The following is a 21,796-nucleotide window of genomic DNA, read 5'->3' on the forward strand; positions in this document are numbered from 1 at the left end:
GGGTCGGAGGGGCGGCCGCCACGCCGATCGCCGGCTACCGTGGACTGCCCGCCTCGGCTGGTGTCCCCGTTGCGGCGAGTCAGGTCAGGGACTGAGGGAGCGGACCCTGGTGCAGCACGCCGAGGCGTTGGGTGGCGCGGGTGAGGGCCACATAGAGCTCTCCCCAGCGCCGAGATCAGCGCCGGCACATCGTCGGCGTAGTCGCTCAGACCGCGGGTGGCGTCGACCGGCTCGGGGTCGGTGTCGCCGAAGCCGCGCAGGTCGACCGCGATCGGCCGCAGGTCCGCGGGCAGCCCGAGCATCGTGGTCTGCCAGAACAGGCTTGATGAGACGTTGCCGTGCAGGAACACCACCGGGTCGCCATCGCGGTCGGGCAGTTCGAGCACGTTCACGGTCAGCCGGTCGGTGAGCACCCGGCGCGCGGTGATACCGTCGAGCAGCATGTCGGTCCTCTCAGGACAGCCAGGTCGCGACCTGGGACATCGTCGCCGACGCCCAGCCGAGCTGGAGGTGGTTGGCCGAACTCACCGTCGTGGTGGATGTTCGCCGCGCCTCCGGCCAACAGGTACACCGGGACCGCGCTCGGAGTGGGGGCGCCCTGTATGGTGGCGATCAGCGATCTCGCGTCGGCCGCCGCCTGGATGCCGGGCCCCGCGGTGTGCACGCCCTGCCCGCCGTAGTACGTCGTGTACCAGTCCTGTGTGGACGTGTTCACCCCGTGGACTCCGTCCCACCGCTTGAGCATCAGCCGCTGCCCCGGGTAGGCGTCCCAGCCCGCGGTCGGCGTGATCGACAGCTCCGGGTACGGCGAGGATCGCGCGCATCGATGGTCTCCGGGGTGTCAGGGGACGAGTTCGGCGGCGACGGCGTGGGCGCCGTCCGAACCGAACAGGATCGTGTAATGGTTGGTCCCGGAGATCGTCCGAACGCGCACGCGGTCGGCGAACTCCTCGGGGTGCGGGTAGAGCGGGGTGGGCTCGTCGAACAGTCCGCGCTCGGCCCGCAGGAACACGGTGCCCGCCGGGACGGCGTCGAACGCGGTCGATTTCGTGTGCAGGTCCCGGAAGTCGGCGCGAACGGCGTCGGCGTTCACCCGGCTGCGCAGGTTCGGGGGCGTGCCGGTCAGGTCATAGTCCACATAGGACTCGATGGCGGGCGACCAGTCGGCGAAGGCCGGGTGTGCGCGCCAGAAGTCACGGTACTCCTCGGCCGAGGCGAACCGCATCGATAGCCGCTGAATCGCCGGACCCAGCTGGGTTTCGAGGTCCACGTCGACGTCGGGCAGGGGAGCGCCGCCGTCGACGAGGATCAGGTTGTGCACCCGTGCAGGGTGGCGTTGGGCGAGGGTGGCCGCGACGAACCCGCCCATCGAGTGACCGACGACGGTGGCCCGCTCGACGCCCAGCGCGTCCAGCACGGCGACGCAGTCCTCGGCGTGGGCGGCCATCCCGAACGGGCCGGGCAGCCCGGCGCTGCCACCCCGGCCGCGCAGGTCCGGCGCGATGACCCGACCCTGGTGCAGCCGGGCGACCTCGGCCCACGCCAGGTGCGACGCGGTGATGCCGTGGATCGCGAGCACCGGGCGACCGCCGTCGCCCCAGGTGGCGACGGTCAGGTCGCCGCCCGCCACGGGCACTGGGGTCAGCTCCGGCATGCGGCCTCCCGAATCGGCGGGCCACCACTGTGTGGCCCGGTAGGCGAACCCTGCCCCCGGCCGGTCCGACGGTCAATGTGTCGGGTCGACATGATGATCACTTCGGTATGGCGGTCACTCACATGCCGTTGATGACCTTTGCCAGGTCTCGGGCTTGGGCGACCGTCCAGTCACCGGAGATGACCATCGTGCCGGTCCGCATGGCTTCGTGGACGGTCGGTGCGACGAGGACCCGGCCGCCTGCCAGGATCGCCAGCTGCCTGCCGACGTGGCGGCCGGTGAGGTCCGACCAGCGTGCGGTGCCCGCTTCGGTGAACGTCACGGTGAGCCGGCCGTGGCCGCTCTCCGCGACGCCCGGTTCGACGGAGACGACGTCGTCGGAGGTCAGCTCGACCGGCCCCAACGCGTACTTCTCCGTGCCGTCGACCGAGCACGCGGTCAGCGCAAGCGTGGGGTCGGCGGGGCCGAGTTCGCCGGTGGGACAGGCGAAGCCCGCTGCGTCGCGGCCGGTGTCGACCGCCCGGATCTCGAGGTCGGACGGCTTCGGCGCGGTCCACCGGGACACGAGCACCATCGCGACGACCGTGGCGATCACCGCCCCGGCGGCGACCAGCCTCGTGGCGAGAGTGGAGCGGCGGGTGAGCACGTGCGGGGCGGCCAAGGAGCCCCCGACGACGGCGACGGCCAAGACCGCCCACGGGGTGACCGTGACACCGGCGGCCAGCGTGCTGAACAGCCAGCCGCCGACGAACGCGACGCACAGCCCCGCGCCGTAGAGGAACCGATCGAGCCGCGCCGCGCCGGGGTCTCGGCGGGCGCGTGCCAGGCCGAGGGCGTGCAGCCACAGGCACAGCCCAGTCGCGCCGACCGCGTACGCCGCGAGAAGCATGGGGGACAAGGGGATCGCGGGTGTGGAGCCGAGCGGGGCGAGCCTGCTGCCGATCACCAGGCCGGTGAACAAGGCGGCGGCGAACGCGAGCGGGTTGGTCCGTTCGTCGGTCGACACCGTGTGCCACGCCGAGCGCCAGAGCACGAGCGCGCAGAACCACGCGAGCGGAATGCCGACCGTCAGCCCGGCGAGTGCGGGATCGTCGACCGCCCGGTACAGCGCCGCGAGCAGCACACCGGCGGTCGCGGCGCCGAGGAACAGCTGGCCGGGGCCACCCGCCAGCACGACACCGGACTTCTCCAGGATCGCGACCCGCGCCTGCCCGCCGGGATGCCTGCGCAGCCAGTGGCGGGCAGCGGGAACGTCGGAGCCACCCGCGACCGCCGCGATCACCACCGCCGTCCCACTGTCCGCGGCGCTCAGGTCGGCGTGGTGTTCGCGCACGCGCAGGAAAGTGCGGGCGATCAGCTCGGCGAGCAGGACCAGCCCGGCCAGCCGGATCAGCGAGTCGGCGACCTGGCCGCCGGTCGCCTGGTCGAACGCCAGGCTCAGGGAAACGGCGAAAACGGCCCACAGCGCGGAGAAGGCGTTGGTGAACCGCAGCGCGGCGGCGACGCTGTACCAGCGCAGGTCGCCCGCGCGCAGGTGGGCGAGCTCGTGCCGGATGACCGCCTCGAACACCGCGCGGCGCCGCTCGCCCATGGCGCACAACGACAGCAGTTCCGGGCCGAGGACGAGGTACGGGTTGTTCACTACGCCGAAGACGAACCCGCGTGCGCCTGCCTTCCGGTCGAGCCGGACCTGCGGCGGATGGGTGAGGTCCGCTTGGTCGACGAGGCCGCCGATCACTTTGGCCGCTTCACGGAACGGCGTATCGGCCAGCGGAACCGACCGGCGGGCCCGCGTCTGGCCGATCATCACGTGCAGGGCGAGGCCCGGGCCGAGGAGCATGACCAGGTTGTTGAGCGGCTTGGTGCCCGAACTGCCGTCGCCGCCGGGGTCGGCCAGGAAGGCGGCCATCGTCCAGGCGTTGACCAGGACGGTCGCGGCCAGCAGGGCCAGCAGCCAGCCGGTCTCAGAAGGCAGGACCCGCGGGTCCACCCGTCTGGGCGCGGTCACTTGTCGCGGCGGCGTAAGAGCGCACCCACCAGGGCGTCGGCCAGCGTCTCGGCCTTGGCCTTCTTCATGCCCAGGTCCAACGCCCTGGCGAGGGCGACCTCGCGGATCTCGTCGAGCTGCTCGGACGTCCACTCCTTGGCCGGGGGCAGTTCCACGGGTTTCTTTCGGGTGAGCTTGCGGACGAGTTTGCCGCCCGCGTCGCGCACCGACGCGGCGACACTGTCCGACAGCGCGGTGACGACGCTGCCGGACACCAGGGCGATCACCGGAGTGGCCATCGCGAGGGCGTCGCCGAGACCGAAGCCCATCGGGTCGTCGTGGTCGCGCAACTGCTTCTCGGCCCGCCGCGGGTCGGTGAGGTAGGGCTCCGCGACCAGGGCGAAGCTCGGAAGTTCCTCGGGGGCAAGGGTTTCGACGAGTTCGTGGGCGAGTTCGCGCGCGGAGGGGACCATCGGCTCTCCAGTCGGACACGGACGGGCGTGGTGGCCGCCCCGGGAGATCGAAGTTACCGCAGGCGACCGACTGAACACGCCGTTATCGCGCGACGTGCCTGATCACGGAGTCGATCAGCATGAACGCCGCCACACCGAACAGCAGGACCGCGAACAGCCTGCGCAGGGTCGTCTCGGACACCTTGGCGGACAAGCGTTTGCCGTCCCACGCGCCGAGGAGCGCGGCCCCGGCGAACGGGCCGAGCACGGCCCAGTCCAGCGCGGGGGCGGTGGTGCTCAGCCGGGTGGCCAGGGCGGCGGCGGAGTTGACCGCGATGACAAACAGGCTGGTGGCGACGGCGGCGCGCATCCGCAGCCGCATGACGGTGACCAGGGTGGGGACCGCGAGAAACCCACCGCCGACGCCGAGCAGGCCGGTGATCGCGCCCAGTCCGCCGCCGGAGACCACGGCCCGCCCGGTTCCGGCCCGCGGCCGTTGGGTGGCAGTGATGATCGGGCTACCGCGGTCCGCGCCCGCGGTGTCACTTTCGGTCAGCCGCTGCGGGAAACTCGGGTTCGGTGCTCCCGTGTCGGCCGCCGTTCGGCTCATGCCACCAAGCAAGCCGGGTGTTTCGTCGTCGGGGACAGCGCGGACGAGGGCGAATGCCGCCGCGGCGGCGATCATGGCGAAGACGCCGGTCAGGATCGACCGGGGGAGGTGCTCGGCCAGCGTCGCCGCGCCCACCGCCGGTAGCAGGCCCGCGGCGGCGAAGACCGCGCCCGTGCGCCAGTGTACGTTGTGCGCGTGCCGGGCCAGGGCCGTCACTGACGTGACCGAGACGACCAGCAGGCTCGCCGTGGCCGCACTGGCCGGGTCCAGGCCGAGCAGGTAGATCAGCACCGGCACGCCCAGCACTCCGCCGCCACCGCCCAGGGCGCCGAGCGCGACGCCGATGACGGCGCCCGCGGTCAACGCGAGCAGCACCGTGTTCACACCGTCTCCACCTGGGCGTCCAGCCAGGCGGTGAAGCCGCCCGCCAGGTCCGCCACGTCGGTGAAGCCGTTGGCCCGCAACACCGATGCGGCTACCGACGAGCGGAAACCGCCCGCGCAGTAGACGACGGTGGGCTCAGCTGGGTCGAGTTCGTCGAGCCGCTTGACCAGTTCGGGAAGGGGGATGTGCACCGCGCGGGGGATGGCTCCGGCCGACTCGACCTCACCCGCGGCGCGCACGTCGACCACGCGGGCGGTGGTGCGCAGGAGTTCCGACGGGCTCACCCGCCGGGTGGTCACGTCGCCGGGCTGGTCCCATCGGCCCAGCACCCGGTCGAACCCGATGCGGGCCAGCCGGTTGCGGGCCTCCTCGGCCCGTCCCGGCTCGCTGACCAGCACGATCGGCTCGTCGAAGCGCAGGACCTGGCCGGTCAGGTCGGCGAACCGGCCGTCGAGGCCGACGTTGATCGCGCCCGCGACGTGGCCTCGGGCGAAGTCGTCCGGGTCGCGGGTGTCGAGCACGATCACCCCGTCGAGCGTGTCGACGACCGGGACCGGCAGGGTCTCGTCGAACGTGGGCCGGTTCTCGCGGTTGCGGTGCGAGGCGAACGCGAAGTACATCGGGGCGATGCTCTGGCCGTCGCACACGGCGTGGACGAACTCGTCCTCGCTCATCGGCGCCAGCGCGTAGTTCGTGGCCCGCTGGGCGCCGATCGTGCTGGTCGTGTCCGTGGACAGGCTCTTGCCGCAGGCGGAGCCCGCGCCGTGGGCGGGGAAGACCCGGGTCGCGTCGGGCAGGGTGAGCAGGCGTTCGCGGGTGGAGCGGTAGAGCGCCCTGGCCAGGTCCTCGGCCGACCAGCCGTTGGCGCCCAGCAGATCGGGCCGCCCGACGTCGCCGATGAACAGGGTGTCGCCGGTCAGCACGCCGTACGGGGGCTCGTCGGGATGTTCGCGGACGACCACGCAGATCGACTCCGGCGTGTGGCCGGGGGTGTGCATGATCTCCAGTTCGACCTTGCCGAGCGAGATCCTCGCGCCGTCGTCGAGCGGCTCGATCGGGAAGTCGACCTTCGCCGCCGAGCCGTAGGAGATCGTCGCGCCGGTGGCCTCGGCCAGTTCGAGGTGCCCGGAGAGGAAGTCGGCGTGCACGTGGGTCTCGATCACGCGCTCGATCCGCAGGCCCTTCGCGGCTTCGAGGTAGCCGCCGATGTCGCGCTGGGGGTCCACCACGACGGCTCGACCGCTGTGGCGGTCGCCGATGAGGTAGGACGCGTGCGAGAGGCAGTCGAGGTAGAACTGCTGGAAGACGAGTCTGGTCAACCCGCGCCCCCTTAAATGTCGGTACAAATGACACTAAGGGTTCGCGGGTCGTCGGGACAAGTCGCTCCGTGCTACGCGGTCTTGGCGCTCTTCGTGAGCTTGCCCAGCTTCGCCAGCAGGTCGTTGGGCAGCGAGAGGCGGATGACCTTGCCCCACGCCGACGCGACCTGCTTGGGCAGGGAGCCGCTGACGTAGGTCAGCCCGTAGCGCTCGAACAGCTCCTGCACCTTCGGGGCGATCTCCTGGTACCGGTTGCTCGGCAGGTCAGGGAACAGGTGGTGCTCGATCTGGTACGACAGGTTGCCCGTCATCAGGTGCATCAGCGGGCCGCCGGAGATGTTGGCCGAGCCGAGCATCTGCCGCAGGTACCACTCGCCGCGGGTCTCGCCGTCGATGGACTTCTTGGAGAACGTCTGCACGCCCTCGGGGAAGTGGCCGCACATGATCACCGAGTGCGTCCACAGGTTGCGGATCAGGTTCGCGGTGAGGTTCGCGGTCAGCGTGGTGAGCGCCGACGGGCCCGACAGCAGCGGGTGGATGACGTAGTCCTTGGTCATCTGGCCGCGGATCTTGCGCAGCGCGTGCTTCAGCCGGGCCTGGAAGTCCGGGTTGTTGCGGCGCCGCTTGTGCAGGTTCTTGCCCAGCTCGAGGTCATAGGCCGCGATGCCGTACTCGAAGATGCAGGCGTTGACGAAGTTCCACAGCGGCTGGCCCAGGTAGATCGGGTGCCACTTCTGGTCCTCGTCCACGCGCATGATGCCGTAGCCGAGGTCGTTGTCCTTGCCGATGACGTTGGTGTACGTGTGGTGCAGCTCGTTGTGCGAGTGCTTCCACTGCGCCGACGGCGAGGCGTTGTCCCACTCCCAGGTGGTCGAGTGGATCTTCGGGTCGCGCATCCAGTCCCACTGGCCGTGCATGACGTTGTGGCCGATCTCCATGTTCTCCAGGATCTTCGCGATCCCGAGACCGGCGGTGCCGACCAGCCACGCGGCCGGGAACAGGGAGAACAGCAGGATGCCGCGGCTGGTGAGCTCCAGCTTGCGCTGGGCGTCGATCACCTTGCGGATGTACGCCGCGTCCCGCTCGCCGCGCGAGTCGAGGATGTGCTGGCGGATGGCGTCGAGTTCCTTGCCGAGCAGCTCGATGTCCTCGGCGCTCAGGTGGTCGATGGGGCCGCGGCGGGTGGCCGTGAGTGCGGTCATGGCGGTGTTCCTCTACAGCTCGATTGTGCAGTCGCCCGCGGCGGCCGTGACGCAGGTCTGGATACGGACGCCGTCCCCGGGGGCGGCGGTGGTCAGCGCGCCGTTGCGCAGGTCGCGCACCGCGCCTTCGCGCAGCGGCACGACGCAGCCGAAGCAGATGCCCATGCGGCAGCCCGACGGCATGAGGACGCCCGCGGCCTCGCCCGCGTCGAGCAGCGGGCCGGTGCCGTCGGTTTCCACGACGGTGTTGGAGTTGGCGAAGGTGACCGTGCCGCCGTCGCCGGTGACGAGGACGGTCGGGCGGAAACGCTCGGTGTGCAACGTCAGGTCGCGCTCGGTGTAGTGCGCCTGCAACGCGTCGAGCAGGCCGGTGGGGCCGCACGCCCAGGTCTCGCGCTCGGCGAAGTCCGGGACGAGCTTGCCGAGGTCTGCGACGTCGAGCATGCCGTCGGTGTCGGTGTGCAGTTCGATCAGCGTGATCCGGCCGCGCAGCGCACGCAGCTCACTCGCGAAGATCACGTCTTCCGACCTCGGCGCGGAGTGGACCAGCACGACGTCGCGCAGGTCGTCGAGCGCGGAGCGGAGCATGCCCATCACCGGGGTGATGCCGCTGCCCGCGGTGATGAACAGGGCCTTCTCCGGACGCTTCGCGGGCAGCACGAAGTCGCCGGTGGCCTGGTCGAGCTGGATGACCGTGCCGGGCCGAGCCCGGCGCACGAGGTGGTTGCTGACGACGCCGTCCGGGATCGCCTTCACCGTGACGGTGATGCGGCCGTCGGCCCGGTCGGCCGGGGAGGTCAACGAGTAGGCCCGCCACTGGCGCACGCCGTCGACGTCGACGCCGATGCGGACGTACTGACCCGGGCTGTGCGGCCGCCAGCCGCGGCCGGGGCGGATGACCAGGGTGACCGCGTCGCGCGTCTCGGGACGCAGCTCCTCGATGCGTCCGCGCAGGTCAGCACCCGCACGCAGCGGGCTGAGGAGGTCGAGGTAGTCGCTGGGCACCAGCGGGGTCGTCGCCAGTTCGGCGAGTCGCAGCAGCCGGTCGCGCAGTCGCGGCACGGTCGAGGTCATACTTCAATATTGCTGGCTCGTACGGCGTAAAGTCCTGACCAGTAGGGGTGAATCGGGCCTGGAAAACTGTTCCCTGTGAACAAAGAGGTACGCATGCCGCAAGGGCCACGTGAGGTGTCCGACCTCGAACTGTCCGCCGACGCCGAAGCCGTCCTGCGCGCACGGCTGCCGTCGATCGCCGAGCTGACGGTGGCCGCGATCATCGTCGAGGTGCCCAGCTACACCGGGGCGCTCAGCGGCAAGATGGGCGCGAACATCGAGCGCGCCGTCCAACTGGCGCTCGGCCGTTTCCTTGACCTGGCCTCCCGGTCGAAGGGGGCCGACCCGAACACCCCGATGGGGCCCGCGGTCGACGCGGCCCGGGACCTCGGGCGCGGTGAGGCGCGCAGCGGCCGGTCGATGGAGGCGCTGCTCGCCGCGTACCGCGTCGGTGCTCGGGTGTCCTGGCGTGAGCTTGCCGCCGCCGCGCTGGAAGGTGGGCTCGACGCGGGTGCGCTGGCCCAGTTCGCGGAGCTGGTGTTCGCCTACATCGATGAGCTGTCCGCCGCGAGCGTCGCCGGGCACGCCGACGAACTGGCCACGACGGGCCGGGTCCGGCAGCGGCACCTGGAACGGCTCAGCCACGCCCTGCTGACCGGGGCGCCCGCCGACGCCGTCCTGGCCGCCGCCGAACGCGCCGAGTGGCCGCCGCCGAAGACGCTGACCGCGGTGCTCGTCCCGGTGGATCAGCTGCGCAAGGCCCTGACGCCGCTCGACGCGCGGACGTTGCAGCCCGCGGAGGACGTCCCCGGGCTGGAGGACGAGGTCGGTGCGCTCCTGGTTCCCGACGTGACTCGGTCGACGTTGCTGCGCGCGCTTCGGCGCACGGACGCGTTCGTCGGCCCGACCCGCGAATGGCTTCAGGTGCGCACGTCCTACGACCGCGCCCTGCGAGCCTGGCGGCTGGGCCTGGCCGGGGATTCGGACGAGCACTTGGCGGAGTTGGTGGTGCGGGCCGACGAAGGTGCGCTGGAGGATTTGCGGGCCCGTGTCCTCGCCCCGATCCGCGCGCTGCGGCCGACGACGGCGGAGAAGCTGACCGACACCCTGCGGTCGTGGCTGCTGCACCACGGCCGCCGCGAGGACATCGCGGCGGACCTGTTCGTGCACGCGCAAACCGTGCGCTACCGGATGGGCCAGCTCCGCGAACTGTATGGGGAGAAACTCGACGACCCGCGCACGGTCCTGGAGCTCACCCTTGCTTTGGCCGCGCGTTGACTCAGTGAATGCCGTCGACGTACACCCAATGCCCGTTCTCCCGGGCGAAGGTGCTGTTCTCGTGGAGGACGCCGGTGGTTCGGCCTTCGCGATAATGGGCGCGGAACTCGACCGTGCCCTCGGTGTCGAAAGGCCCGCCGCGGGTCTTGCCGACGATCTCCAAGGCGGTCCACCGCTGCGCCGGGTCGAGGTCGATTTCTCGCGGGCGCGTCGAGGAATGCCATGAGGACAACAGGTATGCCTCATCGCCCACGGCGAACGCACTGAAGCGGGAGCGCATCAACTGTTCGGCGGTGGCGGCTTTGGCCGCTCCCGAGTGCAGCCTGCCGCAGCACGCGTCGAGGGTCTCGCCGGTTCCGCAGGGACAGCGGGTCACCGCGGCCGCCAACGCTTCCACAGCGCGGTCGCGGCAGCCCGGGTCTTGCCGTCCCAGGTCAGCTCGACCTCCACGGTCATCTCCGCCTCCGCCGCCTCGATCACCGTGGCGCGCAGCCCGACGGTCTCGCGCAGCGGAGCGGGCCGCAGGTAGCGCACCGACAGACCGGCTGTCACATACGACAGCGCGGCGCCCGGCAGCGGCGGCCAGCCCCGCCGGTCCGCCTCCAACATCACCGCCGCCGCCGAGTGGCAGTCCAGGACGGTGCCGATGATGCCGCCGTTGAGGTAGCCGAGCCCGTTGTCGTGCTCTGGCCACGGCGTGAACTCGGCCGTCACGAATCCGTCGGCGGGGTAGCTGCGCAGCTTGAGGCCCTTGTCGTTGCCGTGGCCGCAGCCGAAGCACGGCAAGTCGGGATACAGCCGCTCCTGAATGCTGATCCCTAAGTCGTCACGCTGCGTCATGGCCTTCTCCACTCGTCCCGGTCCGGCCCATTCTTTCTCACGGGGCAGGTGGTGGCCCTGTGGTGGGGTCCGTGTAGGGCGATATCCGTCCACTTGGGACTTTCCGGCGGTTCACTCGGTTGGCCTATGCCGGTAACGGGCGTCTCACGGAACGCGACCCTCAGACGCATCGGAGTGGAGAGGGAGGTCCAGGAACGATCACGATTCGGGCGGGCGAGCTGATCGACACTTCTGGTTGCCAGAAGTGGGTGAAGGCCGGATGAACGGTCGAGTGCCTCACCCTGCCCGAGTGAGGCAGTCCACCCCGGTGCGGGTGAGGCGGTATACGTAGCAGGCGCAGGCTGTTCCGATCACGGTCAGCGCCAGCCAGGGCAAGGCGGGCAACCCGCAGTGCGGGCCAGGTCCAACGCGGTGCCGGTGAACAGGTTGCCGAGCAGGATACCGATGCCGACGACGGTGTTGTACAGGCCGTAGTGGGTGGCGACGAGGTGGTCGCCGGAGAGGCGGACGATCGTGTCCATCTCGAACGGGAACACGACCGTCGTGCCCAAGGCGAGCAAGATCGCGCTTGTCAGGAGGGCCGCCACGGTGGCCCCGGCGCCCGAGCCCGACGTCAAAGCGGGCGGGAGGAACGCGGCGCTCATCAGGGTCAAGCCTGCGACGAGGCTTCCGCTGGGGCCGAACCTGCGCTTGAACAGCGCCGTCACCCGCAGCTGACCCGCCACGGCCAGACCCGCGGACACGGCGAACAACCCGGTCACCACGGCGGTTCCGGCCGGGCCGGGGCCCATCACCCGCCGGGCTTCCAACGGTAGGGCCAGATACACCTGGAACGACAGCACATACGAGCCGACCATCGCCAGGGAGAACAGCAGGAACGGCCGGTTCCCCAGGATCGACCGCCACACCTTGGTCACCCGCACCTCCGAGCGCGGCGGCGCGGCCTGTCGAGGCAGGGACCGGATCTGCAGCACCGTCAGCACCGCGAAGACCCCGGCGGCCACCAGGCAGGTCAGCCGGAAGTCCACGGCGGTGAGGCCGAGGCCGGCGACCGGGCCGAGCAGGATTCCCGCCTGGTAGAAGACGTTGAACAACGCGAACGCCTCGACCCGGCGCGGACCCGCGTCCTGTGCGACATAGGCGCGGACGGCGGGGTTGAACAACGCCCCCGCGAAGCCGGTGGCGGCCGAGGCGATGATCAACGCCGGGACCGTGTCGACGACGCCCAGGAGGGCGAAACCCGCTGTGCGCAAAGCACATCCGGCGACGATGAGCGGTTTGCAGCCGAACCGGTCGGCGAGGGTGCCGCCGATCAGGAACATCCCCTGCTGGGTGAAGTTGCGCACCCCGAGGATCAGCCCGACCAGCCACCCGGCCAGCGCGAGTTCGCCCGACAGGTGCATCGCGAGGTACGGCTCAGCATGTAGAAACCCAGGTTGATGGTGAACTGGTTGAGCACCATCAACCGCACCGGCCTGCCGAACGACCGGTACTCGCGCAGCACGCCGGTCATGCGCCCGCCGCCTCAGGCGCGCACACGGCGGTGCAGCGGGTCCAGCGGGTGACCACCCGGTCCGTCGGACTCGCGATGACGTCCGGGTCGGCGGGTGTGGGGGAGTCGAGAAGCCCGTGTGCGGCGCAGTAATCGTCGTTGTAGACGGTGTCGAAGTAGCGGTGCGGCCCGTCCGGGAACACCGCGACCACGCGCGTGTGCGGGTCATGCGTTCGCGCCGCCCAGCCCGCCACGAGGGCGGCCGCGCCGACGCTCCAGCCGCCGCCCGCGTGGTGGGTCGAAGCCAGCGTGCGGCACGTTGTGACCGCCTCCGCGGGGGCGACCCAGTGCACCTCGTCGAACGCCGCGTAGTCGACGTTGCGCGGGTGGATGCTCGACCCCAGTCCGCGCATGAGCCGGGTCCCCGCGGGCTGGCCGAAGATCGTCGACCCGACCGTGTCGACGCCGATGAGCCGCAGGTGCGGGAAGTACCCGCGCAGCACCTTCGCGATCCCCGCCGAGTGCCCGCCCGTCCCCACCGAGCACACCAGCACGTCGATGCGGCCGAGCTGGGCGAGCAGCTCCATCGCGAGCGGCGCGTAGGCGGCGACGTTGTCGGGATTGTTGTACTGGTCCGGGCAATAGCTGCCGGGGACCGCGTCGAGGATGGCGCGCACCCGCTGCCTGCGCGCCTGCTGCCACCCGCCCTTGGGGTGCGGCTCGGTCACCGTCTCCACCCGCGCGCCATACGCGCGCAGCAGCCGGTGCATCATCGGCTCCATCCCCGGGTCGGACACCAGGGTGACCGGGTGCCCGTGCACGATCCCGGCCAGCGCCAAGCCGAGGCCGAGGGTGCCGCTGGTGGACTCGACGATGGTCGCGCCGGGTGCGAGGCCGCCGCGCGCCCGCGCCTGGGTGACCATGTGCAGGGCGGGGCGGTCTTTGATCCCGCCGGGGTTGCAGCCTTCGAGCTTCGCCCAGAAGCCCCGGCCCGCGGGGCTGAGCGGGCGGTCGATCCAGAGCACGGGCGTGTTGCCCACCGCGTTGGCGGCGGTCAGGCAGGTCGCAGCCGCGGGGTTGACGTGCTGTGCCGTGTTCGCGTGCGCACGCAGAATGTCAGTCATCGAATTCTCGATTCGCGATGTGTCCTCAGCAAGGGGCCATGACCGGCCGGATCACCTGCCACGTGCGAAACGCGTGGCGGGACCGAGCCGGGGGCGCTGTCAGGACCTGGCGACCGAGATTTCGACGAGTAACGCGCGACCAGAAGGCCTGGGTAATGGCACGCAGGGGGCGTTCGCGGCCCAGGGTTCGGCGAGGGCGGTCGAGAACACCGTGACCGCGGGCTCGCTCTGGTGCACCGCGGCCGCGGTCGTCAGTTCGGGGACGTGCTGCCCGTGGGCGGCGACATCGCACCCGTCGAGGTGGTGTTCGACCGCGATCCGCCCGGCGGCGACGCCGTCCCGGTGAGGCGGACACAGGGCGACCGCGAGGACGAGCAGCGCGGAAATCAGCATGGCGATGCCCGGCCACAGACCGCGCCGCCGCGCGAGAGTCAGCTGTGTGGCCACGAATACGAAGGTATCAGCCGGAACCAGACACCGTTCGGCGTGTGTCCACATCTCGCGCGGCGGCGGTCGTGTTATTTCCCAGTCCCGCTCAGAAGTCCTCGTCGAAGCTCACCGAGCCGGTGACGGCGACCTGGTACGCCGACACTTTCCGCTCGAAGAAGTTCGACAGCTCCTGCACGTCTTGCAGTTCCATGAACGCGAACGGGTTTCCCGACCCGTATTCCGGCGCCAGCCCCAGCGTCGCCAGCCTGCGGTCGGCGACGTGTTCGAGGTAGGTGCGCATGTCGGTCAGCGGCAGGCCCGCGACCCCCTGGCCGAGGAGGTCCTCGGCGAACCGGGTCTCGGCGTCGACCGCTTCGCGCAGCATCTGGCGGACCTGGTCGTGCAGCCCGTCGTCGAACAGGTCCGGCTCCTCGCGGCGGACGGCTTGCACCACGTCGAAGGCGAACGCCATGTGCATGGACTCGTCACGGAAGACCCAGTTCGTGCCCGACGCCAGGCCGTTGAGCAGGCCGCGGGACCGCAGGAAGTACACGTAGGCGAAGGCGCCGTAGAAGAACAGGCCCTCGATGCATGCGGCGAAGCAGATCAGGTTCAGCAGGAACGCCCGTCGGTCCTCTGTGGACTCCAGGCGGTGCAGGCCGTTGATCGAGTCGATCCAGCGGTAGCAGAACTCCGCCTTGTCCCGGATCGACGAGATGTTCTCCACCGCGGCGAACGCATCAGCGCGCTCCTGCTCGTCGGGCAGATAGGTGTCGAGCAGGGTCAAGTAGAACTGGACGTGCACGGCCTCCTCGAACAGCTGCCGCGACAGGTACAGCCTGGCCTCGGGGGCGTTGATGTGCTGGTAGAGGTTCAGCACCAGGTTGTTCGCGACGATGGTGTCTCCGGTGGCGAAGAAGGCGACCAGCCGGTTGATCAGGTGTCGCTCGGCGCCGGTCAGCTTCTTCAGGTCCACGAGATCCGAGTGCAGGTCGACCTCCTCGACGCTCCACGTGTTCTTGATGGCGTCGCGGAAGCTCTCATAGAACTGGGGGTACCGCATCGGTCGCAGGGTGAGGTCCATGCCGGGATCGAGCAGGGACTTCGCCCGCCTGGTGTTGTCCAAAGTGGTCACTCGCAGGCCTCACAGGTCTCAGGGTTCTCCAGGGAGCAAGCGATTGCGTCAGGAGTGACGGTCGCCTGCTGAATGCGCGTCGCCGGGCGGGAGCGCAGGTAGTACGTGGTCTTGAGGCCGGTCTGCCACGCGTAGCGGTACATCGACGACAGCTTCCCGATCGTCGGCGAGGCGACGAACAGGTTCAGCGACTGGCTCTGATCGATGTACGGGCCGCGCGCGGCCGCGAGGTCGATCAGGGAGCGCTGCGGCAGTTCCCACGCGGTGCGGAACAGTTCGCGGCTCTCCTCGGGCAGGGACTCGATGCCCTGCACGGAACCTTCGTCCCGCTTGAGCCGCGAGCGCACCGACGGCGTCCACAGGCCATGCTTCTTCAACTCCTCCACCAGGTACGAGTTGACTTGGAGGAACTCCCCGGACAGCGTCTCGCGCTTGAACAGGTTCGACACCTGCGGCTCGACGCACTCGAAGCAGCCCGCGATGGACGCGATCGTGGCCGTCGGCGCCACCGCGATCAGCAGGGAGTTACGCAGGCCGTGCTCGGCGATCCGCTCCCGAACCGCCGCCCACCGCTCGGTCTGCGTCGGCGTCACCCCCCACAGATCCGGCTGCAGGTTCCCGCGTGCCGCGCGGGTCTGCTGGTAGGTCGGGTGCGCGCCCGCGCTCGCCGCCTGCGCCGCTGAGGTCTCCAGGGCGGTGAGGTAGATCTCCTCGGCGATCCGGGTCGACAGCTCCTTCGCCTCCGCGCTGTCGAAAGGCAGGCGCAGTGCGAAGAACACGTCCTGCAGGCCCATCACACCGAGCCCGACCGGCCGCCAGCGCGGGTTGCTCCGCCCGGCCTGCTCGGTGGGGTAGTAGTTGATGTCGATCACCCGGTCCAGGAAGGTGACGGCCGTGCGGACGGTCTCGCGCAGCCGCTCCCAGGCGATACCCCCTGCGTGGTCGAGGTGCGCGCTGAGGTTGACTGAGCCAAGGTTGCACACTGCGGTCTCGTCGTCGCTGGTCACCTCCAGGATCTCCGTGCAGAGATTGGACAGGTGTACGACGTTGCCCAGCTCGGCGGTCTGGTTGCAGGTGCGGTTCGACGTGTCCTTGAACGTCATCCACCCGTTGCCGGTCTGCGCGAGCGTGCGCATCATCCGGCCGTAGAGGTCGCGGGCCTTGACCGTGCGCACTGCCCGCCCGGCCTCTTCGGCGGCGCGGTAGGCGCGGTCGAACGCCTCGCCCCACAGGTCGGGCAGTTCGGGGATCTCCGCCGGGTCGAACAGCGACCAGTCGGCGTCGGCCTCGACCCGGCGCATGAACTCGTCGGGGATCCAGTTGGCGATGTTCAGGTTGTGCGTGCGGCGCGCGTCCTCGCCCGTGTTGTCGCGCAGCTCAAGGAATTCCTCGATGTCGGGGTGCCAGGTCTCCAGGTACACGCAGGCCGCGCCCTTACGCCTGCCGCCCTGGTTGACCGCCGCCACCGACGCGTCCAGCGTCCGCAGCCACGGCACGATCCCGTTGGAGTGCCCGTTGGTGCCCCGGATCAGCGCGCCGCGCGAGCGCACCCGCGACCACTGCACGCCGATCCCACCCGCGAACTTCGAGAGCCGCGCGACCTGGGAAAACCGCTCGTAGATCGATTCCAGCTCGTCGCGAGGGGAGTCGAGCAGGTAGCACGACGACATCTGGGTGTGCCGGGTGCCGGAGTTGAACAGGGTCGGTGAGCTGGGCAGGTAGGCGAGCGAGGACATCAGCCGGTAGAACGCGATCGCCTCGCTGGGCGTGTGCGACAGTCCACATGCGACTCGGAGCAGCCAGTGCTGCGGTCGCTCGACGACGGCCCGGTTGTCCGGGTGCCGCAGCAGGTAGCGGTCGTAGACCGTGCGCAGGCCGAAGTACTCGAACCGCAGGTCGGCATCGTGGTCGACGGCGTCGTCGAGCTTGCGGGCATGCGTGGCCACGAATGCCGCCGTGCCGTCGCCGATGAGCCCGTGGGCGTGCCCGAGTGCGACGCTCTGGCTGAACGAGTGCACCCCCTGCCCGCGGGTCTCCTTGTCGATGTAGCCGGCGAGCAGGCGGGCGGCGAGCCGGGAGTACTGCGGCTCCTCGGACACCAGTTCGGCGGCCGTCTGGATGGACAGCCGGTCGAGTTCCTCGGTGCTCGCGCCGTCGTAGAGCCCGCTGATCGTCTTCGTGGCCACCCGGCGCGGGTCGACCTCGGTCAGGCCGTCGGCGCAGCGGGCGACGGCGCGGATGATCTTGGCTGGTTCGACCGGTTCGGTCTCGCCGCTGCGCTTGCGGACGCGCATTGCGGTTTGGGTGATGGTTTCGGTGGTGGCCGTCACGGGCTCTCTCCTCGCGAGCTCGGGCTGACGTCCTGCTCCCGGAGCACACGCGGAACCGACGGCGCCCACCGGCGCCGCGCAGCCCACGGCCCTCCCTCGGGACCAGGAACTCCCGCCCGCGACGCGGACGGGTGAGCTGGCAGGTCTTCGGACTCACGGGCAGGCCGACCGGCGCCGTCGCGCCTGTCGGCAGGTCTACTGGCCGTCGCTTCCCGGACTTCGTCCAGTGCTTGTTGACGGCGGTCGTTCCCGTTCACCGCTGCGGGGCAGTCCCGGACTCACACCGGGTTCCCTCTTGCGACGGCCGCCCTGGTTGGGCGGCCGAACCAGCTCTCGACACACAATACATGGGGTGATCACCGGGCTTGTGTACCCACATGTTGTGTCGGAGTGTCGCGGTCTGCTACGGCTACGTAGGGGGCGGCGTAGGTACCGAAATACGTAACATCACAGCTGCACTGTCCGGGTGGGACGGTCGATGCTGAGCCTATGAACACCACTATCTCCGCCGGGTTGGCCGCGACGTTGGACGTGGAGGACCGCGCCGAGGAGCGCGGCACGCTGTCGCCGCATGACCGGATCACTTGTGGGCTGCATCGGCGGTGGGTTCATGAGTGTGTGTCGTCGCCGCAGCACGTCATCGCGGTGACTGGGCATCGGTGGTGTCGGGGGTGTGGGCGGGCGGTTTCGGTGGCGGTGGATGAGCTTGCTGGGACTGTGGCTCTGCTGTGTGGGACTTGTGGGGCTGCGCCGGACTCTCTGGCGAATCGACAGGTTGTTCGGGCTTGTCGGGAGAGTTTGCGGGCTTCGCGGCGGGCGGTGTTTCGGACTCGATCGGTGGCTTGATTTTTTTGTGCCTGACCGTTAGGCGAGTGCGGCCCGGATGGCGGTAATGAAGCGCTCAGGCCGGTAACGATCAGGATCAGCCAGGACCAGTCGGGCAGCCATCTCGAACAAGGTCACGACGGTGTGGGCCACGATCTCGGGATCGAGCTCGGCCTTATCCTTCGGAAGTAATTCGCCTGCCAATTTTTCGGTGCGCCTGAGCACCCTTTCCCGCGCCTCTTCCCGAACAGCGTGGAATTGCGCCGGCATATCCGCCATCGGCATTACGATGCACGTCCACCGTTCCGGCGCCTCGCGGACCGCCTTGAGGAATTCCGCGAGGATGTGGGCGATCTGGTCGCCGGGGTCGGTGTTCGCTGGGTCGGGGCGGATCGCCGCGAGTTGGGAGAGGCCCTGTTCCTGTTCGCGGCGCAGCAGGGTGTCCAAGAGTTCGGCGCGGTTGCCGAAGACGCCGTACACGACTGGTTTCGTCACCCCGGCCTGCTCCGCCACCGCGTCCATCGTGACCGCCGTGTGGCCCGCCGTCACCACCAGATGCAGGGCGGCGTCGAGGAGTTCGGATCGGCGTTGTTCGACGGGGACGCGAGCCGCGTATACGCGTCGCTTGCGTTTGGTCGGGGCTTCGCCTTGGGTCACCAGGCCAATGTTACGCGTTGGTAGTAATGGTTCGGCCCCAGGTGGCGAGGGTGAACTGGGGGATGTCGATGAACGTCGGGTCGGTGAGCAGGAGGTGGAATTCGTCGAGGTCGGTCTGGGTGACCTTGCCGCTCGCCAGCAGTCCGGGGGCGGCCTGGTCGATCAGCGGGCGCCACCGGTCGCCCTCCAGGTTGCCCATGCAGGCGAGTCTGCCGGTGAAGTCGATCGATGACAGGCCCGCTTGCGCCAGCAGGGACGGCAGTCCGCGCGCCCAGGTGAGGTCGGCTCCGTGGCCTGCCATGACCTCGCGGTAGGCGTCCATGATCCGGGTCATCACCGGGAACGGCGACGTCTCCCCGGGCAGTTGGTACGGATCGGTCACGACCAGCCAGCCGCCGGGCTTGAGCCACGACGCCGCCCGTCGGACGACATCGTCGCGCTCGGGCAGGTGGCACAGCGTGAACCGGGCATGCACCAGGTCGAACCGGCCGGGGGAGAAGGCCGCGTCGGTGATGTCGGCCTCCACCACCTCGTACCGCTCCGCGGCGAGGTAGCGGGTGTCGATGTCGACCGCGACGACCCGGCCCTCGGGGCAGCGCTCCACCAGCCAGTCGGCGATGGAGCCCGCGCCTGCCCCGAGTTCGAGGCAGTCCCAGTCCTTGTCGACGCCAAGCCCGTCGAGGATGTCGGTGGTGAACCCGTCCACAGAGGACTGGATGGAGCCGAGCCTGCCGCGTTCGCCGGGGGAGTCCTTGCTCAGCACACTGTCGCGGTATCCGCCGCTCACGCGGACTCCTCCGCCGCCGACTTGGGTTCGGCGAACTCCAGCGCACCCGGCGAGCGCCAGGCCTGCGACAGCAGTTCGAGGAAGGCGAGTTCACCCGTCCACTGGTCGTCGCTGCCCTGGCGCTGTGACGCGGTGGCGTCGGCGTCCGGTCGCGGCTCGACGCCGCGTGCCTTGGCCTGCTGGGCGACGACGAGCCAGCGTGCCGTGGCTCGGGCCTCGACGGTGTCGGGGTTCGGGTCTGCGGCCAGCGCGTGGGCCTTCGCCGCGTCGACGGTGTCCTGGTCGACGTAGTCGCGCAGGATCAGCAGGGCGTCGCGGATCTCGATGACCCGGCGGTAGAGGCGCATGTCGATGGAGGCGAAGCGGGCCTTCGGGTCGGGCATCCGCACGTGCGGGACGGCCTCGACCAGGTCCTGCCACAGCGGTTCGAGCGTGCGCAGGACCCGCAGGTCGCGGGCGAGGCGCCAGACGTGGGCGACGACCGGGACCGTCACGCCCGCCACCATCAGCCAGGCGGTGATGCCGATGTTCAGCGAGAACGACGAGCCCAGCCACCGGTTGTGCGTGAGCAGGTAGCCCAGGACCACGAACGACCAGAAGATCGTCGAGGACGCGAAACCGGCCGCGAGCAGCAGCAGACCGGCGCGCAGGGCGCGGGTGCTGGCCTGGCGGGCGTAGCGGGCGCAGAGCACCGCACAGGGCAGGACGGCGATGACGTGCGCGACGCACAGCAGCCACCAGAACGGGCTGTACCAGGGCACCGCGATGGACGTCACACAGCCGGCGGCGGGCACCGGGCCGGTGTTGAGCCAGATCAGCGCGACGCACACGGCCGCCGCCGACCCGTAGACGAGCAGCGGCCTGCGGCGCGAGATCGCCGCCAGCACGAAGTCGAGGATGAACGCGGAGCTGATGACACCCCAGATGTTCATCGCGATGCCACAGCTTGTTCCGAGCACGTAGGTCTCGTTGAGCACCTTGGTGATCGGGTCGAGGTAGACCGTGATCGACCCGGCGAGGCCGGCGATGGCGATCAGCAGCCGCCGTTGGGGGCGGGACCGCATCGCGCCGGGCATGCGCAGGGCGAGGGCGATCCACAGCGCGATCGCGCCGTACATCACCAGGGCGGTGCCGAACTGCTTGAGCAGGGCTGGAGTCATGTCAGCGGCTCCACAGGCCGAGCGCGGCCTCGAGTTCGCTCAGTGCCCCGGTGGACCCACCGGGTGCCTGTGCCTGCGCGGTGATCCGGATCAAGCTCGCCACCAGTTCCGCCTCCTGCTCCTCGTCGGTGCTGTAGCTGGTGCGCGCCAGCAGGCGGCGCACCAACGCGGGCGACAGGTCAGGAAGAAACCGCCCGAGGTCGGCCACGATATCGTCAGCCTTGCTGCGGTGGTCGCACAGCATGTGCCCGATCTCGTGCAGCACGATGTGGTCGCGGTGAAACGGGCTGGTCTTGGCCTCGACGAAGATCACGTCCCGGTCGGCGAGGTGCAGCCACGCGCCGCAGGCGTTGACCGTGAGCCCCGCGGGCAGGGTGCCGATGTCGATGGGTCGCTGCCGCTGCTCGGCGAGCATCTCCACGAGCGCCGAGACGGAGAACGGCCTGGGCAGCGCGAGACCGTCCACCAGTGTGCGGCACTTCTTGTAGCCGCGTCGTGTGATCATGTCGTCGCCGACACCTCCGCTCGGGCACCTCCGGAACCGCGGCCACGGTCCGGGAGTGCAGAGCATCACTCGTCCCGCTCGGGCCGGGGCTCGCCCGTGTCCGTCGCGGGCCCCAGCCGCTCGATCCGCCGCGCTTCGGTGACCATGGCCAGCAGCGCGTCAAGCGTATCGTCAGACAATCCCTCGGCTCGCAGCGCGATCGAGCGAACCTTCTGGTTGCGCAGTGCGAGCGCCAGGTCGAGCTGGGCGTCGACCCGGGAGGCGACGACGTCGTCGAGGAAGTACTCGGCGGGGACACCGAAGAACTCGGCCAGCGTGACCAGCGTGTCCTGGGTCAGGTTGCGCTTGCGGCCGCTGGCCAGCTCCCACAGGTAGGTCGCCGACATGGCCTTCCCGGTCTGCCCCCGGATCTGGCCCGCCAGCTTGGCGTAGCCGGGCCGGGACTCCTTCTCGGGGTACAGCCTGGACAACAGGTGGTTGATCTTCTCGGCGAGAACACCCTCGGCAACCTCGTCCTTGCGCTGCTGGGGGTCCATCGTGCTGTCCTCACCCTCGGCACTCACATCCGCTGCA

The 21,796-nt window shown here is 70.0% G+C and carries 20 protein-coding genes, 2 pseudogenes and 1 riboswitch; of the genes and pseudogenes, 1 reads left to right on the top strand and 21 read right to left on the bottom strand.

The window, feature by feature from the left end:
• Window positions 1-230 precede the first annotated feature (230 nt).
• The 9 genes and pseudogenes from ACRDSQ_RS31840 to ACRDSQ_RS31880 form a co-directional block, all read right to left on the bottom strand.
• Window positions 231-443: pseudogene (locus ACRDSQ_RS31840) on the bottom strand (alpha/beta fold hydrolase); the annotation flags it as partial.
• Window positions 395-715: a hypothetical protein gene (locus ACRDSQ_RS31845; RefSeq protein ID WP_431426260.1), complete on the bottom strand. Its 321-nt coding sequence runs from the start codon at window positions 713-715 to the stop codon at window positions 395-397. The pseudogene ACRDSQ_RS31840 and the gene ACRDSQ_RS31845, both read right to left, overlap by 49 nt.
• Before the next feature lie 126 nt (window positions 716-841).
• Window positions 842-1,654 carry an alpha/beta hydrolase gene (locus ACRDSQ_RS31850; protein ID WP_431426262.1) on the bottom strand — a complete coding sequence of 271 codons (813 nt, stop codon included), beginning with the start codon at window positions 1,652-1,654 and terminating at the stop codon, window positions 842-844.
• Between the two features lie 118 nt (window positions 1,655-1,772).
• Entirely contained in the window at window positions 1,773-3,662 is a 1,890-nt protein-coding gene (locus ACRDSQ_RS31855; protein WP_431426263.1) for a SecDF P1 head subdomain-containing protein, read from the bottom strand.
• Window positions 3,659-4,114, bottom strand: a complete 456-nt coding sequence (locus tag ACRDSQ_RS31860) for a hypothetical protein (protein WP_431426265.1) — start codon at window positions 4,112-4,114, stop codon at window positions 3,659-3,661. The genes ACRDSQ_RS31855 and ACRDSQ_RS31860 overlap by 4 nt, the downstream gene beginning before the upstream one ends.
• Before the next feature lie 82 nt (window positions 4,115-4,196).
• Complete coding sequence (locus ACRDSQ_RS31865; RefSeq protein ID WP_431426267.1) at window positions 4,197-5,087, bottom strand: sulfite exporter TauE/SafE family protein; 891 nt, start codon at window positions 5,085-5,087, stop codon at window positions 4,197-4,199.
• Window positions 5,084-6,406, bottom strand: coding sequence for an MBL fold metallo-hydrolase (locus ACRDSQ_RS31870; protein WP_431426269.1), 1,323 nt, complete (start codon window positions 6,404-6,406; stop codon window positions 5,084-5,086). The genes ACRDSQ_RS31865 and ACRDSQ_RS31870 overlap by 4 nt, the downstream gene beginning before the upstream one ends.
• 71 nt (window positions 6,407-6,477) lie before the next feature.
• Window positions 6,478-7,608: a fatty acid desaturase family protein gene (locus ACRDSQ_RS31875; protein WP_431426271.1), complete on the bottom strand. Its 1,131-nt coding sequence runs from the start codon at window positions 7,606-7,608 to the stop codon at window positions 6,478-6,480.
• 12 nt (window positions 7,609-7,620) lie between these two features.
• On the bottom strand, window positions 7,621-8,682 hold the full coding sequence (locus ACRDSQ_RS31880; RefSeq protein WP_431426273.1) for a ferredoxin reductase: 1,062 nt from the start codon (window positions 8,680-8,682) through the stop codon (window positions 7,621-7,623).
• A 93-nt stretch (window positions 8,683-8,775) separates the two neighbouring features.
• Here ACRDSQ_RS31880 and ACRDSQ_RS31885 point away from each other — a divergent pair, with 93 nt between their 5' ends.
• A complete protein-coding gene (locus ACRDSQ_RS31885) occupies window positions 8,776-9,939 on the top strand; it encodes a PucR family transcriptional regulator (RefSeq protein ID WP_431426275.1) in 1,164 nt (387 codons plus the stop codon).
• Window position 9,940: 1 nt separating this feature from the next.
• On the opposite strand, the gene ACRDSQ_RS31890 is transcribed toward ACRDSQ_RS31885, so the two are convergent.
• The 12 genes and pseudogenes from ACRDSQ_RS31890 to ACRDSQ_RS31945 form a co-directional block, all read right to left on the bottom strand.
• Entirely contained in the window at window positions 9,941-10,315 is a 375-nt protein-coding gene (locus tag ACRDSQ_RS31890; RefSeq protein WP_431426276.1) for a YchJ family protein, read from the bottom strand.
• Window positions 10,312-10,779: a PaaI family thioesterase gene (locus tag ACRDSQ_RS31895; protein WP_431426278.1), complete on the bottom strand. Its 468-nt coding sequence runs from the start codon at window positions 10,777-10,779 to the stop codon at window positions 10,312-10,314. The genes ACRDSQ_RS31890 and ACRDSQ_RS31895 overlap by 4 nt, the downstream gene beginning before the upstream one ends.
• 276 nt (window positions 10,780-11,055) lie before the next feature.
• Window positions 11,056-12,292 (bottom strand): annotated as a pseudogene (locus ACRDSQ_RS31900) (MDR family MFS transporter).
• Window positions 12,289-13,395 (bottom strand): PLP-dependent cysteine synthase family protein, encoded by a 1,107-nt coding sequence (locus tag ACRDSQ_RS31905; protein WP_431426280.1) that lies wholly within the window; start codon window positions 13,393-13,395, stop codon window positions 12,289-12,291. The pseudogene ACRDSQ_RS31900 and the gene ACRDSQ_RS31905 overlap by 4 nt, the downstream one beginning before the upstream one ends.
• Window positions 13,396-13,494: 99 nt before the next feature.
• The gene (locus ACRDSQ_RS31910) at window positions 13,495-13,842 is read right to left on the bottom strand and encodes a hypothetical protein (RefSeq protein ID WP_431426281.1); all 348 of its coding nucleotides are present in this window, start codon (window positions 13,840-13,842) and stop codon (window positions 13,495-13,497) included.
• Window positions 13,843-13,930: 88 nt separating this feature from the next.
• Window positions 13,931-14,959 carry a ribonucleotide-diphosphate reductase subunit beta gene (locus ACRDSQ_RS31915; RefSeq protein ID WP_431426282.1) on the bottom strand — a complete coding sequence of 343 codons (1,029 nt, stop codon included), beginning with the start codon at window positions 14,957-14,959 and terminating at the stop codon, window positions 13,931-13,933.
• Entirely contained in the window at window positions 14,956-17,289 is a 2,334-nt protein-coding gene (locus ACRDSQ_RS31920; RefSeq protein WP_431426284.1) for a ribonucleoside-diphosphate reductase subunit alpha, read from the bottom strand. The genes ACRDSQ_RS31915 and ACRDSQ_RS31920 overlap by 4 nt, the downstream gene beginning before the upstream one ends.
• Window positions 17,290-17,410: 121 nt before the next feature.
• Window positions 17,411-17,635, bottom strand: a riboswitch (cobalamin riboswitch).
• A 518-nt stretch (window positions 17,636-18,153) separates the two neighbouring features.
• Entirely contained in the window at window positions 18,154-18,771 is a 618-nt protein-coding gene (locus tag ACRDSQ_RS31925) for a TetR/AcrR family transcriptional regulator (protein ID WP_431426285.1), read from the bottom strand.
• Window positions 18,772-18,781: 10 nt separating this feature from the next.
• The gene (locus ACRDSQ_RS31930; RefSeq protein ID WP_431426287.1) at window positions 18,782-19,558 is read right to left on the bottom strand and encodes a class I SAM-dependent methyltransferase; all 777 of its coding nucleotides are present in this window, start codon (window positions 19,556-19,558) and stop codon (window positions 18,782-18,784) included.
• Window positions 19,555-20,718: an MAB_1171c family putative transporter gene (locus ACRDSQ_RS31935; RefSeq protein WP_431426288.1), complete on the bottom strand. Its 1,164-nt coding sequence runs from the start codon at window positions 20,716-20,718 to the stop codon at window positions 19,555-19,557. The genes ACRDSQ_RS31930 and ACRDSQ_RS31935 overlap by 4 nt, the downstream gene beginning before the upstream one ends.
• Before the next feature lies 1 nt (window position 20,719).
• A complete protein-coding gene (locus ACRDSQ_RS31940) occupies window positions 20,720-21,223 on the bottom strand; it encodes a hypothetical protein (protein ID WP_431426290.1) in 504 nt (167 codons plus the stop codon).
• A gap of 65 nt (window positions 21,224-21,288) precedes the next feature.
• Complete coding sequence (locus ACRDSQ_RS31945) at window positions 21,289-21,759, bottom strand: hypothetical protein (RefSeq protein ID WP_431426292.1); 471 nt, start codon at window positions 21,757-21,759, stop codon at window positions 21,289-21,291.
• Window positions 21,760-21,796 lie beyond the last annotated feature (37 nt).

The sequence above is a fragment of the Actinokineospora sp. genome, assembly GCF_050699995.1.
Lineage (GTDB): Bacteria > Actinomycetota > Actinomycetes > Mycobacteriales > Pseudonocardiaceae > Actinokineospora.

What these genes read in the sequence shown, in the direction of transcription:
- ACRDSQ_RS31850 (WP_431426262.1), bottom strand. Translation starts at nt 1,654, where the DNA reads ATGCCGGAGCTGACCCCAGTGCCCGTGGCGGGCGGCGACCTGACCGTC.
- ACRDSQ_RS31860 (WP_431426265.1), bottom strand. Translation starts at nt 4,114, where the DNA reads ATGGTCCCCTCCGCGCGCGAACTCGCCCACGAACTCGTCGAAACCCTT.
- ACRDSQ_RS31875 (WP_431426271.1), bottom strand. Translation starts at nt 7,608, where the DNA reads ATGACCGCACTCACGGCCACCCGCCGCGGCCCCATCGACCACCTGAGC.
- ACRDSQ_RS31880 (WP_431426273.1), bottom strand. Translation starts at nt 8,682, where the DNA reads ATGACCTCGACCGTGCCGCGACTGCGCGACCGGCTGCTGCGACTCGCC.
- ACRDSQ_RS31885 (WP_431426275.1), top strand. Translation starts at nt 8,776, where the DNA reads ATGCCGCAAGGGCCACGTGAGGTGTCCGACCTCGAACTGTCCGCCGAC.
- ACRDSQ_RS31895 (WP_431426278.1), bottom strand. Translation starts at nt 10,779, where the DNA reads ATGACGCAGCGTGACGACTTAGGGATCAGCATTCAGGAGCGGCTGTAT.
- ACRDSQ_RS31905 (WP_431426280.1), bottom strand. Translation starts at nt 13,395, where the DNA reads ATGACTGACATTCTGCGTGCGCACGCGAACACGGCACAGCACGTCAAC.
- ACRDSQ_RS31935 (WP_431426288.1), bottom strand. Translation starts at nt 20,718, where the DNA reads ATGACTCCAGCCCTGCTCAAGCAGTTCGGCACCGCCCTGGTGATGTAC.
- ACRDSQ_RS31940 (WP_431426290.1), bottom strand. Translation starts at nt 21,223, where the DNA reads ATGATCACACGACGCGGCTACAAGAAGTGCCGCACACTGGTGGACGGT.
- ACRDSQ_RS31945 (WP_431426292.1), bottom strand. Translation starts at nt 21,759, where the DNA reads ATGGACCCCCAGCAGCGCAAGGACGAGGTTGCCGAGGGTGTTCTCGCC.